We start from the raw sequence: 15,063 nt of genomic DNA, 5'->3' as shown, positions 1-15,063 counted from the left end.
GTAACGTGGATATATTATTATGTGATGCTCCAGACCTCTTCGAATTATACTACTCTATTAATCCCTCCAACTTACACTTGAATGATCTTCAATCTCTTGTAACAAGAATTCCTCGAATGTATCAAATAACTTAATAGCTGATGCTGGGTTCTCCATTCCTTCGTACCAAAGAAATACAGGTGGGTTCTCGCCCATATTGACATCAAAAAATCTAATTTCATACCCTTGGTGCATTGAAAAGACAAATGAAGTATTTGGTAAAGTAATAGGGTTATTATTCTCTTCTAATAATTCTTTTGCCCATCCTTGAATTTCAATAAGGTTCATATAATGAACAGCTGTTCCTTGAAATAATCTGCCTGATTCGTGTCCAACCGCAAACAAAAATTCTTTGTACATTCCCGGTAGCGTATAACCAATCTTATCCTCTAATTTCATTATCTCTTCTTCAGTACAACCAACGAGAGGAGTGTTAATTAGTTTCTTTTTCATTAATAGTATTCTTATATCCTCTTGTTTCATGCTTTCACCTCTAAATACTCATTCTGGAGTTTCACATAACGTTGCTGCACTCCTGTAGTTAATTCCCTTAGATCGCTCTTATCTTAGGAAAATTAATGTGTCACTTGAACCTCTTCCTAGAAGCGCCTCTAGCGACCTAGGTCGAATGCCCCGCAATAGGAATGTGATGTTAGATTATTTTATCAGACAACATTGAATTAGCTCTCAAAAATCCTTTAGTTCTTTCATTATATTCCTCCCATAAATAATCTTTGTTTTCAATAATTAATTTGGGTATTTCCCATTCTTCAATCAATGATTTCATAAATTCTTGATTCGGTTTCCAATCTCTTTCAGCTTCATCTAATCCTTCTTGAGTATGTAAAGAAGCTATCCATTCTACACCTCTTATCTTACCAATTTTTTTCCAATTTCTTCTAACATTTAATTGATAGATATAAATGAGAATAGGATTCATGTTTCTTAATATATCTACTAATTTGCTAAATAGTTCTTCAATCTTTAGCCTGTCCATTCCCCTGTTATATGCAAAACTTAATGTATCTTGAAATAATACACTTTCGATTATAATAACTTCCGATTTATTTTTATGAGATTCTACAAAACTATTAAACAATTCAACTACTCGATTAAAATAATACTCTGCTTCCTCTTTATCTTTTAAGGTCGTAAATTTACGCTCCCATATAAAAAGTGGGTGATTTTCAGTTAATTCATGATAAAAAATATTGTTTATTTCTTGCTTATCCAACTCTTTAGATATCATTTCCGAAAGCGTTGACTTCCCAGATCCCGGTATTCCGTCTACTATGATTAGTTTATGACTCATTATATATTTTTCCTTCTTTCTGATAATTTCACCTAACGTTATTGTATTCACGAATCAGCGTATGCTGAGTGTCTGCAACGTGAATATTATGTTAGATGATGTAATCGACTTCTCTTTGCTTTCTCATGTTTTTCTCTTATTAATGCTTCACTTATTTTCTTTCTAACTTCTTTCCCGATTTCGGAAGGTACTATTTCGATAAATCCAATCTCTCCATTAAAGACTTCAATTAGTCCTGATTTTGTTGAAAGTCCTTCATGGCTTAATTGTCCATTTTCTGTTACTGAAGGTTCAACAGTATAGAAAGACCCACAACTAGGGTCTCCACATTCGCACAAACTGATAATACGAAGTCCTTGTACTTGTTCTAACAAATCCAATCTTTTTTCTTTTTCAATTTTTTCAATCATGTCATTTGCAAGATCAGGAAGTAGAGAAACTAACTTTAAATGAGGAGAAGATTTCATAAATCACCGCTCTTTATAATTATATGTTGTTATATACTGTTAGGATATTTCAGCTAACTTTGTTGTATTCACGAACCCGAGTGGCTTAAAGGAGCATTAGCGACTGGGTCGAAGACTTAGCCTCGCAGGAGTTGCCTGCCTGTATCAACTTCCCCGAAATTCCTCAGGCAGACCAAGGGGCGTAGCCTCGCAGCTTGAATACGTGTTAGCTAATGTCGACTTCTTCCTCGAGTTACTTTCAGTGCCCTTAATTAGTAAATAAACCAACGATCTTCGTTACTTCTACTTCACCCACTCTTCTCGAACCTTCCATGAAATATCCTTTAGTTCCAACTTTAATTCTATGTTTATGAACTCTTTCTCTCATTTCCTCAAATAAGATCCACATTCTAGCTGTACCAGAATTATTAATTGGTCTATCATTGTCTAAAATAATATTTCCTTCTTCATCCTCAAACTCAGGATGAATTGCAAATATTCCAATTTCTTTGATATCATCACCTGCATACGAAAAATCACATCTATAGCCTTGTCTAGGTAATAACCTTCTTCCTCCTTCTTCAGTACTGTAAAATTTGTATTTAATATTAAAATCCTGAGGATGGTTTCTTATTGTTTCATATGGTATCCACATATAATCTACTCCTACTCAGTGTGATTCGAAATTAGGCTTTCAACTGATCTTTAATCTAAGTCAATTTCAGCTAACATCTAATTTATGCACCTCGGATATACAGCATACCCCGTGTGATATTTGCGAAGAGAAAATTGGTGGAAAAGGGAGGATTCCTCGGTTACTCAGTCCCACAGCAAACCGTACTCACCTGAGGACTTTAATATCATAGTCTTGCAAAAATTAATTTTTCGCAATAACCAAAATAACGCTGAATCACCAAGCTCTTATAGATTCAATGGTTTTGTTAGAATATCCATAAAACTACTCGAAATAGATCATAATTTGATCTTACGATTTCTTCAATTTCTTTTCCAAATCTATATATTTCCAATAATACATTAACCCTTCTCGATCAACATCTGAAAACTGTCTTGGATCATCGATCATCCTTTCATAGACTTCATCAACCTTTCTCCATCCGATATTTGCGGTTTCGTCTCCTGTTTCCAAGAGCTTCCCTTCCACCTTACATATAAAATACATGCCAATCGAATCCACTGGCCCTTTAATCGTTTGATATACACAATACGGCTCCAAACATTCAACTTCAAAATCCGGGTTGATCCCACATGTATCTATTCGCTTTTGACTGCCTTCTATCGATATAACGGTCAAACCTGTTTCTTCATAAACTTCTCTTTCAGTCCATCTACTATGGATTCGTAGAGTTCCAATCTGCCGTCTGGTAGTTCCAGCGACTCCTCAATCTTTTTATTTCGAGTCTGAATTATAACTTCTGTTCTATCCTATCTTTACTGGTTAGCGTAATCTACTTAGGTGGTACGGTTATCTTATCGTCTGGTAAGCAAGACCTGTGGCTCCAGAATCAAAGGTCTTGTTTTCAATCAGTTTAAGTTTGATCCTCTCCTTGATACCTTGGAATAACGGCAATCCCTTACCGATCAGAACGGGAGAAACCGTAATTTTATACTCATTAATTAAATCAAGCTGCATAAGGTGATTTGCGAACCTAGGACTACCGAGGATGACCATGTCCTTGCCTGGCTGCTGTTTGAGGTTCTTGATCTCTTCCTCGACATCTTCTTTCACCAGTCTTGAATTGTTCCATTCGACTTTCTCCAGCGTGGTGAAAAAAACGATTTTTGCTGTCTTTTCGATCCACTCGGCATGATCCCGTTCATGTTGCGAAACAGATGGATTAGTAGGCATAGATGGCCAGTAACTGTGCATCATCTGATAAGTCCCCCGCCCCCAAATGACAGTGTCTGCCGTACTCAGAATTTCTTTCCCGTGCTTCTCAAAATCAGCATCATATGAAACTCAGCCAATGTCCATTCCACCATTCGGCCCTTCTACAAAACCGTCAAGCGAAGCGTGCAGAAATAAAACGAGTTTTCTCATTTTCTCCTTTGTTCATGAGGGATTTCATCATTATACATCAACCTGGGGGGTGTTTCTTATAAATTGCTGATGGAATATTCTACTCATCCACAAAAAAACTCTATTAAATTCTGCAAGTTTCACATTGATGGACTAAAGCCTAATGAAGAAAGTGATTATACTATTCGCCTGCTCTTTTTGTCATATATCATAACGGTTACAATTGAAACAAGGACAATCACAGCATTTGCGACAATTGTTCCCGTCCAAGTCATCGTCATGGTGCCAAAGATGGGGGATGACGCATTGAACATGGTGTGGAATAATACGCACATAAACACACGGCCTTTTCCAGATATTTTGTAGATTGCCCCGTAGAAAAACCGAAACGCAAGGAGTTGAACCGCAAACATCCAAAAGTTAATGAGCCCCTCTCCGTGATTCGTCCCCGGAATGAAGAAGAGAGGGATATGCCATAAGCACCATATTACTCCAATAATAACAGAAGACAAAATAAAGCCGTACTTTTTGTCAATCCTAGGTTGCAATATGTACGACCAGCCAGCTTCCTCCAAGCCACCGATAATAAGACCACCAGGCAGGGAAAGGAAAAACGTATAAAACGGAAGCACCATTCCCGTGCGATCTGAAACTGCAATATGTATCAAAAAATACATTGCAAGCCCTGCAAACACGAACAAATAGAGAGATATGTTATTTTTGGCGTAAAAAACAGTTTTTAACCATTCCTTAAAATCTGCTATTTTGTTATTTTGTTTCAGAACAATATACGAAGCAATAGCAGGCGACAAAATATAGATTGCAAAAGGGGTGTTCATTCCGAATTGCTGTAACGAGTGAACCCAATTGTGAACCGAATAACCAAATTGCCCAAGAGCGATTAAAGCACCTGAAAAAAGATAAGCAATTAAAAATGTCAGCATTGTAAATTGTACTATGATTTTTCTATCTGTCACGATGTCTTCACCTCGCATTGACTCTCCTCTATGAGATCCATTTCCGTCAGGAGATGTGTATGGAATATAAACTATTGTGTTTAATATCAAAACTCAATTTGCTTTAACTTCTCTGGCCATTGTTTCTTCCAAATGCTTTTCGGCCCCTATTCATCCACTAGATAATTCCAACTTGTTCCACTCAACTTGACTTTAAGATCTGACACATCATAATTACTACTTTGTGGTTCTGCGTAATGGGGAGCTTCAAACTCAACCTGGAGATTGCTTACTAACCTGCTCTTTTCATAGCTTTTTTTGTTTTGATTCATCTTTTTCGATGTGTTATCATATTCTTAAATAAAGACCAAGTGAGGCGAACACTTGGTCAGTACAATTGGCTTGGATGGTCTATTTCCTTCTAAGTCTCAGGTAATAAAAACCCACCTTCGGCGGTCAACCTTTGGGTGGGTTTTTACTTTCTCTTGTTGTTATTGATGTACGTTAAGAGTGCAAGAATAAATGTTCCAAATAATAACATCAGAGTCATCGCATCTTTCACTTCCATGGTCTCACCTCCTTTCGAAGGGAAACCATGCCCACCCAAGATTCAATTGTATCTATATTTTACCTGTGTTTACATCTCCGTACAAGTGTTCTTATCTACTTTCTTGTATTATTCCTATATTCTATTTTTAGCTTATCATTTCTATCATATAACGTTGTTGTATTCATGAACCCCGAGGGGCTTGTATGCTGAAATTCCTCCTCGAAACCCTCCCGCAGACCCAGGCTCCGATGGAGTCGAAGCTTGAATACTATGTTATGAGATGTCATTGGCTTCTGCAAACTATCCCCAAAACATTCCGTTGTGTCCTTCATCTACGATCTTTAACTGTGTTTCAAAATCTTCACTCGGTTCTATGTCATCTATGAAATGCCATTTTCCTTTACTGTCTTGCCAATATATTTTCCATTCATTGTCACCTAATCTAAACTGAGCTACTGGCATCTGCACCCATTGATCACTTTTGAATCCTTGTCTTTCTTCGATTAATGTCACGTGATTTCCTCTGATTTTGTAACTAATTTTAATTTGGCTTTTCACATGTTCCGGTACTGCATTTTCGGTGTACTTGTCCATAATCTTCATAATCCGCTTCTTCGTAAAATCATCCATGAATTAGTCTCACCTGCCTTATTCTCTTTTGCCTTGATTATATCACGATGATTTCTCATAACGTTGTTGTATTCACAACCCTCACTGGTAAGGGCGCTCGCCCCGGGTCCGACGGACTTAGCCAGTGCAGGGTTGTCCGGTTGCTCCAGCTTCCCCGATAAATTATTCTTCTTCATTTCCTAGGTTGTTCAATTTATTTGCAATATCTACTTCTGAATATCCAAACCAAGTCATTTCATATAGACATAACGCTACTATTTGTTCATTTCTAAATCTATTTAATACTTTCATGTCAATAAAATATCCAAGCCATTCATCCCACCTGGAAGCTGATAAATCCCAGTAACCTAACCACTCTGTAGAATTATTCTTTCCATGAACTCGATATTCTTCAATCTCTACCTCATCATTAAATGAATATTCAGAAAAATCTTCTGATTCTTGTTTATCGATATATATGATCATATTCTCTTCGTTGGTACTTGTATCTTTTAATAACAAATCATTAAATATTGATCTTAAATAATTCTTTTGGTCAATATAATCAGGATAATAAGAAATATATCGATCCCACACTTCATCAAATTCAACTTTATGTAATAAATCTTTAAAAGTAGTCATGAGCATTAACTCCTTGATTTTCTAGCTCTTTGCAATGGTTTTCGATAACGTTCCTGTATCCACGACATCCCACCGACTTAAGGCTGCGCCAGCAGCCGGCCGCGATGCGGTTAGTCGGTGCGGATGTGCCCGCTGAATTTACTTCTCTGCCGTTCGCTTCTCGCGGACCGAGGGCCGTCAGGCCCGATGCATGGATATGATGTTAAGTACTGTCCCTGACTTCTATGATTTTACCCACAAGTCTCTTATGTCACATTATAATTTGGATATCATTGGACATACATGAAGTTCTGGTTAGTTCTGGTTTAAGTACTTTTCATAATATACGATTGTCATCTTGTCGTTAATTTTTTTTAGCTCTCCTTATCCTAATTTTTCATAGAGATAGCAGTTACCATGTTCCTCTAATATGGTATCAAGTTCCCACTTTCTGGCATCCTTATGCATCAGTTCAATCTCAGTAAATACTTTTTGCGCTATTCCTCTGCCTTGATACTCAGGCAAAATAAAAATAGGGCTAACCCGATAAACAAAATCTTCTTTTCTAACTATTCTGATAGCGCCTACATAAAGGTCTAAATTTCTTATGAGATAGTAATCAGTAAAAGATTGATTCATTCTACTAATAATCCTATCGACAGTTTCATTGGCCGGACTTGTTTCATAGTCTTTATATTTCTCTAACAATGGAATAAATGCTTTGACTTGCATTTCATGTATTAATGATGCTTGATCTAATCCAGATCTGATTAAGTCTATTTCCAAAATATATCCCTCCAAAAGATCATGTCTCTTTATACTCTTATTTGCTCTTCAGGGTTTGCACATAACGTTCTTGTATTCACGAACCCTCACTGGCTTAAGGGCGCCAGCCCGGGTCGATAGACTTAGCCAGTGCAGGGTTGTCCGGCTGCTCTCGCTTCCCCGAAATACCTCTGCTGGTCCGAGGACCGGATGGCCCGATGCGTGAATATCATGTTAGGCGATGTTGCTAGCATCTTCGAATGCGCTTTCTACACTACTTTCAGTTTCTCAATTTTTTATATTAAAATGTCTTCTTATAAATTGAGGTTGTTTTATATGATGATCCTAAACACACCTTCGCTAAATAAAGAATTTGACCAAGGTGTTCGGAATAATGAGTTGCACACTGTTGTAAAACCTCATAAATTGTTTTGGGTTTTCCTCGCACTTCTATTTCTCTTAATAGATCTTCGTTTTGCAATTCTTTTATGCTTTCAATCAACAACTTAAACGAGTTATCAATTCTATTTAATAACTCTTCCTTTGAAACATACAATTTTCTGCTAAATTCATTATCCCTAGATCTCTCATCTTGATATCCATGTATGCCTGTTCCAATCCTTTGATTTATATTCCCTTCCATATGAACAACCAAATTTGCTATTGTATTACTCTCATAATTAGGTCGATAATTTACTTCATTATCATCTAATTGATCTATTCCCTTCTTCATGGTGTCTCTAATCTCCTCAAATTTTCTTACTAACTGAATAAATATTAAGTTATAAATATCCATGGTTCCACTCCTGTCTTTATCCTCTTAATAGTGATGTCGCCTAACGTTCCTGTATTCACGACGTCCCACCGACTAACTGCGCTTGCGCAGTTAGTCGGTGCGGATGTGTCCGTCTGATTCCACTCCCCTGCTAATCCACCTCGGGCGAACCGTGGAGCCGTCAGAATCCGAAGCGTGGATATTATGTTAGGTGAAGTTCGTTCTTCGAAGCCTATACTACTAAAGAATCTTTAATATTTGTAATATCTGCATTATTGCCAATGCAAAACCAGCTAATTGCGCTATAACTACAGGGAGCTTTACATATAGTTTTACTTTCATTGATTCATTTGCATTGGTGAAGAGAAAAAATACAACATTCACTAAACCTAATATAGTTCCATAAACTCCAAATATTAATACAGGAAAAATCAACAGATTTACCCACCAAACACTATAGTAGTAGAATAAAAAAATCCAAATCGCAAATATTCCTGCTCCAACGCCCAGATTGTCAAATCCTATACCTTTTGGGTTTGAACTTAATCTATTTAATTCAGTCCCTAACCCTATAACTCCAATAATTGCAAATAAGATACTTACAGTTAACGTGATTATCTCAAACTTGAAGTACGAAGGAAATGAATATAAAACTAGTGAACAGATCAGAAAAGTTAAAGCCAAAGCTATTCCGCTCTGGATTTTTTCTTTTTGAGATTTGTCAGGTTTATTTTTTTTTGTATTTTCCATCTTCGCTTCCCCCAATATTATCTTCAACGAATTTCACCTAACGTTCCTGTATTCACGACTCAGCGTATGCTGAGTGTCCGGCATATGCCGGACCCAGGACGTATGTCCGCAGCGTGAATATTATGTTATATGACGTTCCACCTTCTATGAGATACCTTCTAATTCATCGATTAATTTAGAATCTATCACTCGCAACGAGTTTTTATTATTCCAATAATGTCTTTCTTGTCTACTTGTTAACAAGAATATTCCGCTGATTCTTTGAGATTTAACGAGGAAGTCTTCTCCTGAAATATAGCCCTTTTTCTGAATAACTTCTTCATTGGTTTCTCTTAACAATTGGTTAATTAAATGAATAGAGTCCATCATGTCGTAAACTTCATGAGTTTCATTGTCAGCATAAATAAATATTATATTCTTTTCGCCTTCAAGTAACTGCCGTGTCTTCTCAAAGATTATATCTCCAAATTTTCTATCTTCATTTCCCGAGTATGGAGTTCTGAATAGTCCTCCATATTTCCTAATCTCATTATGAATTCTTCTTTCTTCTGGAATACTTGATATATAGATTTCTAATCCATCTGCAAATTCATCTAGTGTCAACTCGATTGGCGCTCCTATATCTTCTGGCAACTTAGAAAGTATAGAATCAATATTGCCTATAATTTCGTCTATTTTTTGTATTAATTGTTCAAAAATTTCTGCTTCTTCTATTGCACTTATGTTGAGAGACAAACCAAAATTCCTATGAATATTCTGTTTAGCTTTTATCCAAAACAATTCAGTGAATTCATCTCTTTTAAACTGTGATAGATTCTTTCTAATTCTTCTTACTTCAAAGTAAACTTCGCCGTCTGTTTTCGTAATAACTTTAAAATCTGGAGATTGTTGCACCTGGTGTAACGGTTCATATTGTAGGTCAGTTACTTCATCAAGCGTCAACAAGAAAGAAGCACATCGTAGTTCTGTTAACACATCGTAAAGATCTTCTTCAGATTTTGCTCCTCGAATCTTACTTAATATTTTAGTTTGATTACTTGAAAACCAAGAAGAAAACCTAATTGATTCTTTGCTCAGCTTGATGAGTAAATTCTTTACTTTATCTGATAAGGCACTTAAGTAAGGACTTCTAATAATAATATCTTCCATAGAAACACCTCATGTCTGTTCAATATTATTTTGCGCTGATTTCCTATAACGTTCCTTTATTCATGAACCCCAAAGGGGTTGTCTGCCGAAATTGCCTCATCGGAATCCTTCTAGCAGACCAAGGCTCCAACGGAGCCCCAGCTTGAATATTTTGTTATGTGAAGTTCCCTCTTCTCGAAAAGCTATCCATTTCTTTACAATCGATTTTCTAAGTCATTTATTGTATTTAACCAGATTGGGTATTCTTCTGATTCTTCCCATAGCTCTTTTAGTTCTGAATCTTTCTTAATTTTCTTAACTGCTCGTTTAGCTTTTGAAATGAGTTTTTTTCCTTTACCTTTATGTTTATCGATCCAGTCATATAGATCCTTTGTATTACTTTGATTATTCAAAATTTCTTTCCCAGGATTACCTTGTAATGCTACAAGGATCTCAATTGCGCCTAAAGCATTGGAAGCTAAATCTGACTCAATATAATCTTTCTCTAATACTTCTTCAATCGTCTCTTCAATTAATTCGATGTCATCAGAATCAAGTAAATCTGCCTTCCAATCTAATACATCATCGTTCTCGAAAATTCCAGTTCCCCATGCTCCCATCAATTAACCTCCAAAAAGTCTCATTATGTTTCAAAGTTCTTATGGACATAACGTTCCTATATTCATGAACCCCAGAGGGGTTGTCTGCTGAAATGTCTCCTCGAAATCCATCGGCAGACCAAGGCTCTGAAGGATCAGCTGCATGAACATTATGTTATAGGATGTCAGCAACTTCTTCGCAACCCTTTTATATAAAGAAACGAAGAAACTAGTTTAATAGTTTCTTCGCCTCTTTTAATAACGTGATGGAATTTGTGATCTAGTTATGTTGCTCTTATCAAATGTAGAATATTTTCTTTCTAGCAGATAGAATAGGCTTTTTTCTGTTGCATCTAAAGTGTGATAAGGGCCTAACTTTATCTTTTTTATTGGTATCTCAAGATCACTTCTTGCTTCTTTATTGAAAATAATGTAAGGAATAAAGCAACCTCTCAATACTCTAAATTCTTCACTTTTAGAAATGAGGCTGTCTTTTTTGCATATAACCACTATTCTTTCTTCCATTTCTGAAGAATATGCAGAATGCTTTATGGAATAAGACATATTTGCTAACTTTAAAGCAAGCTGATCAAATTTATCTCGCTTATTTTCTATATCTTCTGCATTAAAATGAATGAATGGAAGTAATTCATCTCTTACTGCTTTCTCATCTCCATTTTCACTTAAATATTTTACTTCCGTAATTGTCACTCTGGAATCAGGATCTTTTTCTTTAAAATAATTTGTCAATTTTGAAATGAAATCATCTTTATCAATCCCGACGCTGTACCCTTCATTTTCAGAATAATAATTCCAAAGAGGTAATGAATCATCTGTTTTGGAAAATGAGAGTATGTAATGATTGTAGTTATTTAAATACTCTGATAATTGATTAATTATATATCCTTGAACATCTTTATCCACCTTTTTCTCTTTAAAGAACGCTTTTAGTGGATCCATAATCATTACCTGTTCAGAGGTGTCGTTTAAATAATCGCTTTTTGTAATCCAGAACGTTTGGTTTAACATTATGCTTTTCAAAGCTTCAGCGCTAGTGTAATGATAAATTAAATTGCTCATAATTATTCATCATCTTCCTCATTCAAAAAATATTCTAATTCTTGAAGTTCATACTTATCCTTAATTTCACGGTTTGCAATATTCTGAATGATTGTTTTAAGATCTTCAATTGATATTCTATTCTCTACATCATCATCATTGTCATGGACATAAACAAATCCATCTTTCTGACTTCTTTCAAGATAAAGATCATCACTGTATAAACCTATGTTAAACTCTGTATCTTGAAGGTCTCTACTAATGCAGGAAACGGTTTCATACTTAGAAATAATTTGTTTTATCTCTTTAATTCTAAGTTTAATTTCATTCTCTTTTGTGGTCATATGTAATTCCTCCATTATATACTTATGCTCTAAATAAGCATACTTCATTTCTAAATTCTTTTCTACTTGAAATTTTTTTAAAAATCACTCGCATTTTATAGGATTTTTCACTTTTCAGTTTTAAGCTGAATTCCTACAACGTTCTTGTATTCACTAACCCTCACTGGCTTAAGGGGCGAAGTCCTGGGTCCGACGGACTTAGCCAGTGCAGGGTTGTATGCTGATTCATCTTCCTAGAAATTACTCTGTAGACCAAGGCTGAATGCCCCAAAGCTTGAAACATATTGTTATGCGTACTTAATTCCTTCCCGAGAAACTCACCAATATTCAAGCTGGTTACATTCCTCTAAAACGAATTTAATATGAAACCCTATTCCAATTCCTGAATTGGCATTAAATTCAATTATTTGATTAGATATCAAGAAAGATTCAGACATCAACGCTGCAAATTGTCCAAAATCTATTCCCATAATGGAGACTCCACCTCCACCAACAATTGAATTACAATGCACTTGTAATTGTTTTGCTCTAGCACTAATTTCTTGGAGCTGACTTACACCTGAAAATCTTCGTTGCGTAACTATTCCAATAATGGTTTCATCAATCACATCAATAATTGGTCCACCTGAGTTTCCACCATTTACTGATCCATCAATATAAAATCCTATTTGACTTACCAAACCAGAAACATATGCTTTATGAACTAACAAATCATTAATTCCATGTGGATACCCACTAAAACATATCTCAGTACCTCGATTAACATAGTCTTGAGGTCTAGGTTTAAGAATTACCCTATCTTTAGAAATTTGATTACGCACCTTAAAAATAGCATAATCGAAATTCCCTTTATCAGAATACGACAATAAGTCTAATCGATAGACCTGACCGTCTTCGGTCAAAGCTTGTACATCAACACCAGAGGTCAAGTGATGTTCAATTACATGATGATTTGTTATCACTAGTTCATCATTGATAAAGTGGAATCCTGAACCACTGCTTGTACCAAATTAATTTTTAGCGTTGCTTTTGCTAATCGTTCAAACATAATGATTTTCTCCTTTTGTTTTATAAATTATTGCATTGATTTCACATAACGTTCCTGTATTCACGACTCGACGCATGTCGAGTGTCCGGCGAATGCCGGATCAAGGACGAATGTCCGCAGCGTGAATATTATGTTATCCGATTCCTCCAACAACTTTGATTTACTTACGAGATTATTCTCTAATGTCTTGTTCATTCCTTTGCTTCAATCAGTCTTTCGTCATCTCCCACTATTACTAAAACTGGTTTTTCAAAAGCATATTTGAGTAATATCAATTGCTCTTCTAAATGTTCTTTACTATCACCATGAAGTACATTTTTTCCCCATATCCATGAGGTTGGCTTATCATTCTCATAGAAAACCTCACAGATCTCATAGGAGATCAAATCATTTCCCCAATCTTTTTTTATGATCCGATAATTCCAGTATGTACTCATTCTTTTCCCTTCTTTGTTGGAGAATTTCAAATTCTTTTTCTGCTCTTCTCAATCAATCATTTGTTCAAATCATAGCTGGTATTATTCTTGTATCATTTTTGCATTTAATTTTTAAAATAAACCATATTAAATTTTGCTTATATGCTTAATTTCATCTTTGCGTCTGATCCATTTGAATATTTATCATCAATTTAAGCACTTATGGAGGTTTCGGATAACATCATATCCACGAACTTCGTATATACCTCTCATCTCAATCTCATATCCGAACTACATCTAATATAACCCAATTTGTTCCATCTGCGAAGTCGAAAAAGAGAAAAAGCAGTCCCTTCACTGCGCCGTTTGTTAGTACGAACTAACAAGCGTACCTACAGCTTCACTAGGACTGCTTTGCCTTATCTAAAAGCTTACTGCCTCATACCTAAAATCTTACTCCCTACTCCTAAACCTTATTTGCCACCGACACTCCATACCACGCGTTCGCTCATCGCTTTATGCTGGGCGATCAAGCAGAGTTCTGCTGCTTTGAATGCATGCTCCTGTGTCATTGCGGTCTCGGTACGATCCAGACAGTCGCGGATGAGCTGACCGAAGAATGGATAGCCGACTTTGCCTTTGACGTTGTATCTGAACTCACCCTCATGGTTAACCAGATACACCTGATCTCCTTCTGGCTCGCGTGCAATATCGATGTATTTGCGCAGCTCGATGTAACCGTCTGTGCCGAGAATCACGGTACGTCCATCGCCCCAAGTGCCGAGGCCGTCCGGTGTGAACCAGTCTACGCGGAAGTAGCCGGATGCGCCGTTATCACCGATCAGGGAAGCTTCACCGAAATCCTCCAGTTCCGGGAACTGTGGATGGTTAAAGTTATTGACCCGGCTGAAGGCTACCTGTGCATCACTGCACGATGCAAAGGTCAGGAACTGCTCAATTTGGTGACTGCCAATGTCGCAGAGAATACCGCCGTATTGTTCATGGTTGAAGAACCAATCTGGTCGTCCGCCCGCATTCAAACGGTGTGGCCCTGTGCCCATGACCTGTACTACTTTGCCGATAGCTCCTTGTTCAATAAGCTGTCCCGCATAGATGGCACTTTCCACATGCAAGCGTTCACTGTAATACACCATGTATTTTTTGCCCGTACGCTTCACTTCTTCACGTGCCAAGTCTAATTGCTCCATCGTGGTGAACGGGGCCTTGTCTGTAAAATAATCTTTGCCTGCCGCCATTACTCTCATGCCGAGTGGCGCACGATCTGATGTTATAGCTGCGCTTGCTACCAGCAGAACCTCCTCATCTGCGAGCACTTCCGCTTCCGATGTGGCTACCTGTGCCTGAGGGAACTGTTTACGGAATGCCTCCACCTTCACTGGGTCCGGGTCATATACCCATTTGAGCGTAGCTCCAGCATCCAGCAATCCGCCAACCATACCATAGATATGTCCGTGATCTAACGCTACAGCTGCGATCGTGAACTCTCCCGGTTCACACACAACTTCTTTTGTTATACTTTTGGGTGCATAAAACATTCCGTCTTTAGCCATGTTATCCCATCCTTATTAAAAGTTATATTCAAACGCA

General features: G+C 36.9%; 18 protein-coding genes and 2 pseudogenes. All 20 read right to left on the bottom strand.

Going from position 1 to position 15,063, the window contains the following annotated elements; all coding sequences use genetic code 11:
- Positions 1-57 precede the first annotated feature (57 nt).
- The gene (locus tag AC1VYS_RS11925; RefSeq protein ID WP_482914401.1) at positions 58-522 is read right to left on the bottom strand and encodes an SMI1/KNR4 family protein; all 465 of its coding nucleotides are present in this window, start codon (positions 520-522) and stop codon (positions 58-60) included.
- 169 nt (positions 523-691) lie between these two features.
- Positions 692-1,351: a P-loop NTPase fold protein gene (locus tag AC1VYS_RS11920; protein WP_482914400.1), complete on the bottom strand. Its 660-nt coding sequence runs from the start codon at positions 1,349-1,351 to the stop codon at positions 692-694.
- A gap of 86 nt (positions 1,352-1,437) precedes the next feature.
- The gene (locus tag AC1VYS_RS11915) at positions 1,438-1,818 is read right to left on the bottom strand and encodes a hypothetical protein (protein ID WP_482914399.1); all 381 of its coding nucleotides are present in this window, start codon (positions 1,816-1,818) and stop codon (positions 1,438-1,440) included.
- Positions 1,819-2,065: 247 nt separating this feature from the next.
- Positions 2,066-2,452, bottom strand: a complete 387-nt coding sequence (locus tag AC1VYS_RS11910) for a hypothetical protein (RefSeq protein WP_482914398.1) — start codon at positions 2,450-2,452, stop codon at positions 2,066-2,068.
- 330 nt (positions 2,453-2,782) lie between these two features.
- Positions 2,783-3,109, bottom strand: a complete 327-nt coding sequence (locus tag AC1VYS_RS11905; RefSeq protein ID WP_482934512.1) for a hypothetical protein — start codon at positions 3,107-3,109, stop codon at positions 2,783-2,785.
- Between the two features lie 171 nt (positions 3,110-3,280).
- Positions 3,281-3,856: pseudogene (locus tag AC1VYS_RS11900) on the bottom strand (dihydrofolate reductase family protein).
- Positions 3,857-4,011: 155 nt separating this feature from the next.
- Positions 4,012-4,812, bottom strand: coding sequence for a CPBP family intramembrane glutamic endopeptidase (locus AC1VYS_RS11895; RefSeq protein ID WP_482914396.1), 801 nt, complete (start codon positions 4,810-4,812; stop codon positions 4,012-4,014).
- A gap of 454 nt (positions 4,813-5,266) precedes the next feature.
- Positions 5,267-5,359, bottom strand: coding sequence for a competence inhibitor ComI (comI, locus tag AC1VYS_RS11890; RefSeq protein WP_007431380.1), 93 nt, complete (start codon positions 5,357-5,359; stop codon positions 5,267-5,269).
- A 282-nt stretch (positions 5,360-5,641) separates the two neighbouring features.
- Positions 5,642-5,971: a DUF3024 domain-containing protein gene (locus tag AC1VYS_RS11885; protein ID WP_482914395.1), complete on the bottom strand. Its 330-nt coding sequence runs from the start codon at positions 5,969-5,971 to the stop codon at positions 5,642-5,644.
- A 162-nt stretch (positions 5,972-6,133) separates the two neighbouring features.
- Positions 6,134-6,592 (bottom strand): DUF6557 family protein, encoded by a 459-nt coding sequence (locus AC1VYS_RS11880; protein WP_482913774.1) that lies wholly within the window; start codon positions 6,590-6,592, stop codon positions 6,134-6,136.
- Between the two features lie 363 nt (positions 6,593-6,955).
- Positions 6,956-7,357 carry a GNAT family N-acetyltransferase gene (locus AC1VYS_RS11875; protein ID WP_482914394.1) on the bottom strand — a complete coding sequence of 134 codons (402 nt, stop codon included), beginning with the start codon at positions 7,355-7,357 and terminating at the stop codon, positions 6,956-6,958.
- Between the two features lie 280 nt (positions 7,358-7,637).
- The gene (locus tag AC1VYS_RS11870; RefSeq protein WP_482914393.1) at positions 7,638-8,132 is read right to left on the bottom strand and encodes a DinB family protein; all 495 of its coding nucleotides are present in this window, start codon (positions 8,130-8,132) and stop codon (positions 7,638-7,640) included.
- Positions 8,133-8,351: 219 nt separating this feature from the next.
- Positions 8,352-8,861, bottom strand: coding sequence for a hypothetical protein (locus AC1VYS_RS11865; protein ID WP_482914392.1), 510 nt, complete (start codon positions 8,859-8,861; stop codon positions 8,352-8,354).
- 144 nt (positions 8,862-9,005) lie between these two features.
- Complete coding sequence (locus AC1VYS_RS11860; RefSeq protein WP_482914391.1) at positions 9,006-10,010, bottom strand: hypothetical protein; 1,005 nt, start codon at positions 10,008-10,010, stop codon at positions 9,006-9,008.
- A gap of 194 nt (positions 10,011-10,204) precedes the next feature.
- Positions 10,205-10,609: a DUF4259 domain-containing protein gene (locus AC1VYS_RS11855; RefSeq protein ID WP_482914390.1), complete on the bottom strand. Its 405-nt coding sequence runs from the start codon at positions 10,607-10,609 to the stop codon at positions 10,205-10,207.
- Between the two features lie 234 nt (positions 10,610-10,843).
- Positions 10,844-11,668, bottom strand: a complete 825-nt coding sequence (locus AC1VYS_RS11850; protein WP_347387699.1) for a DUF2971 domain-containing protein — start codon at positions 11,666-11,668, stop codon at positions 10,844-10,846.
- Positions 11,669-11,670: 2 nt separating this feature from the next.
- Positions 11,671-11,991, bottom strand: coding sequence for a hypothetical protein (locus AC1VYS_RS11845; protein WP_347387700.1), 321 nt, complete (start codon positions 11,989-11,991; stop codon positions 11,671-11,673).
- Between the two features lie 317 nt (positions 11,992-12,308).
- Positions 12,309-12,974, bottom strand: a pseudogene (locus AC1VYS_RS11840) (trypsin-like peptidase domain-containing protein); the annotation flags it as partial.
- A gap of 256 nt (positions 12,975-13,230) precedes the next feature.
- Positions 13,231-13,476 (bottom strand): hypothetical protein, encoded by a 246-nt coding sequence (locus AC1VYS_RS11835; protein ID WP_482914389.1) that lies wholly within the window; start codon positions 13,474-13,476, stop codon positions 13,231-13,233.
- 452 nt (positions 13,477-13,928) lie between these two features.
- The gene (locus AC1VYS_RS11830; RefSeq protein WP_482914388.1) at positions 13,929-15,026 is read right to left on the bottom strand and encodes a Gfo/Idh/MocA family protein; all 1,098 of its coding nucleotides are present in this window, start codon (positions 15,024-15,026) and stop codon (positions 13,929-13,931) included.
- Between the last annotated feature and the right edge of the window lie 37 nt (positions 15,027-15,063).

It is taken from the genome of Paenibacillus sp. G34 (assembly GCF_056856875.1).
This window is presented reverse-complemented; position numbering and strand designations above follow the sequence as displayed.

Bases quoted from the DNA above. Each gene is read 5' to 3' on its own strand.
- AC1VYS_RS11870 (WP_482914393.1), bottom strand. From the start codon at position 8,132: ATGGATATTTATAACTTAATATTTATTCAGTTAGTAAGAAAATTTGAG.
- comI (WP_007431380.1), bottom strand. From the start codon at position 5,359: ATGGAAGTGAAAGATGCGATGACTCTGATGTTATTATTTGGAACATTT.
- AC1VYS_RS11885 (WP_482914395.1), bottom strand. From the start codon at position 5,971: ATGGATGATTTTACGAAGAAGCGGATTATGAAGATTATGGACAAGTAC.
- AC1VYS_RS11860 (WP_482914391.1), bottom strand. From the start codon at position 10,010: ATGGAAGATATTATTATTAGAAGTCCTTACTTAAGTGCCTTATCAGAT.
- AC1VYS_RS11835 (WP_482914389.1), bottom strand. From the start codon at position 13,476: ATGAGTACATACTGGAATTATCGGATCATAAAAAAAGATTGGGGAAAT.
- AC1VYS_RS11925 (WP_482914401.1), bottom strand. From the start codon at position 522: ATGAAACAAGAGGATATAAGAATACTATTAATGAAAAAGAAACTAATT.
- AC1VYS_RS11845 (WP_347387700.1), bottom strand. From the start codon at position 11,991: ATGACCACAAAAGAGAATGAAATTAAACTTAGAATTAAAGAGATAAAA.
- AC1VYS_RS11880 (WP_482913774.1), bottom strand. From the start codon at position 6,592: ATGACTACTTTTAAAGATTTATTACATAAAGTTGAATTTGATGAAGTG.
- AC1VYS_RS11910 (WP_482914398.1), bottom strand. From the start codon at position 2,452: ATGTGGATACCATATGAAACAATAAGAAACCATCCTCAGGATTTTAAT.
- AC1VYS_RS11920 (WP_482914400.1), bottom strand. From the start codon at position 1,351: ATGAGTCATAAACTAATCATAGTAGACGGAATACCGGGATCTGGGAAG.
- AC1VYS_RS11830 (WP_482914388.1), bottom strand. From the start codon at position 15,026: ATGGCTAAAGACGGAATGTTTTATGCACCCAAAAGTATAACAAAAGAA.
- AC1VYS_RS11915 (WP_482914399.1), bottom strand. From the start codon at position 1,818: ATGAAATCTTCTCCTCATTTAAAGTTAGTTTCTCTACTTCCTGATCTT.
- AC1VYS_RS11855 (WP_482914390.1), bottom strand. From the start codon at position 10,609: ATGGGAGCATGGGGAACTGGAATTTTCGAGAACGATGATGTATTAGAT.
- AC1VYS_RS11850 (WP_347387699.1), bottom strand. From the start codon at position 11,668: ATGAGCAATTTAATTTATCATTACACTAGCGCTGAAGCTTTGAAAAGC.
- AC1VYS_RS11865 (WP_482914392.1), bottom strand. From the start codon at position 8,861: ATGGAAAATACAAAAAAAAATAAACCTGACAAATCTCAAAAAGAAAAA.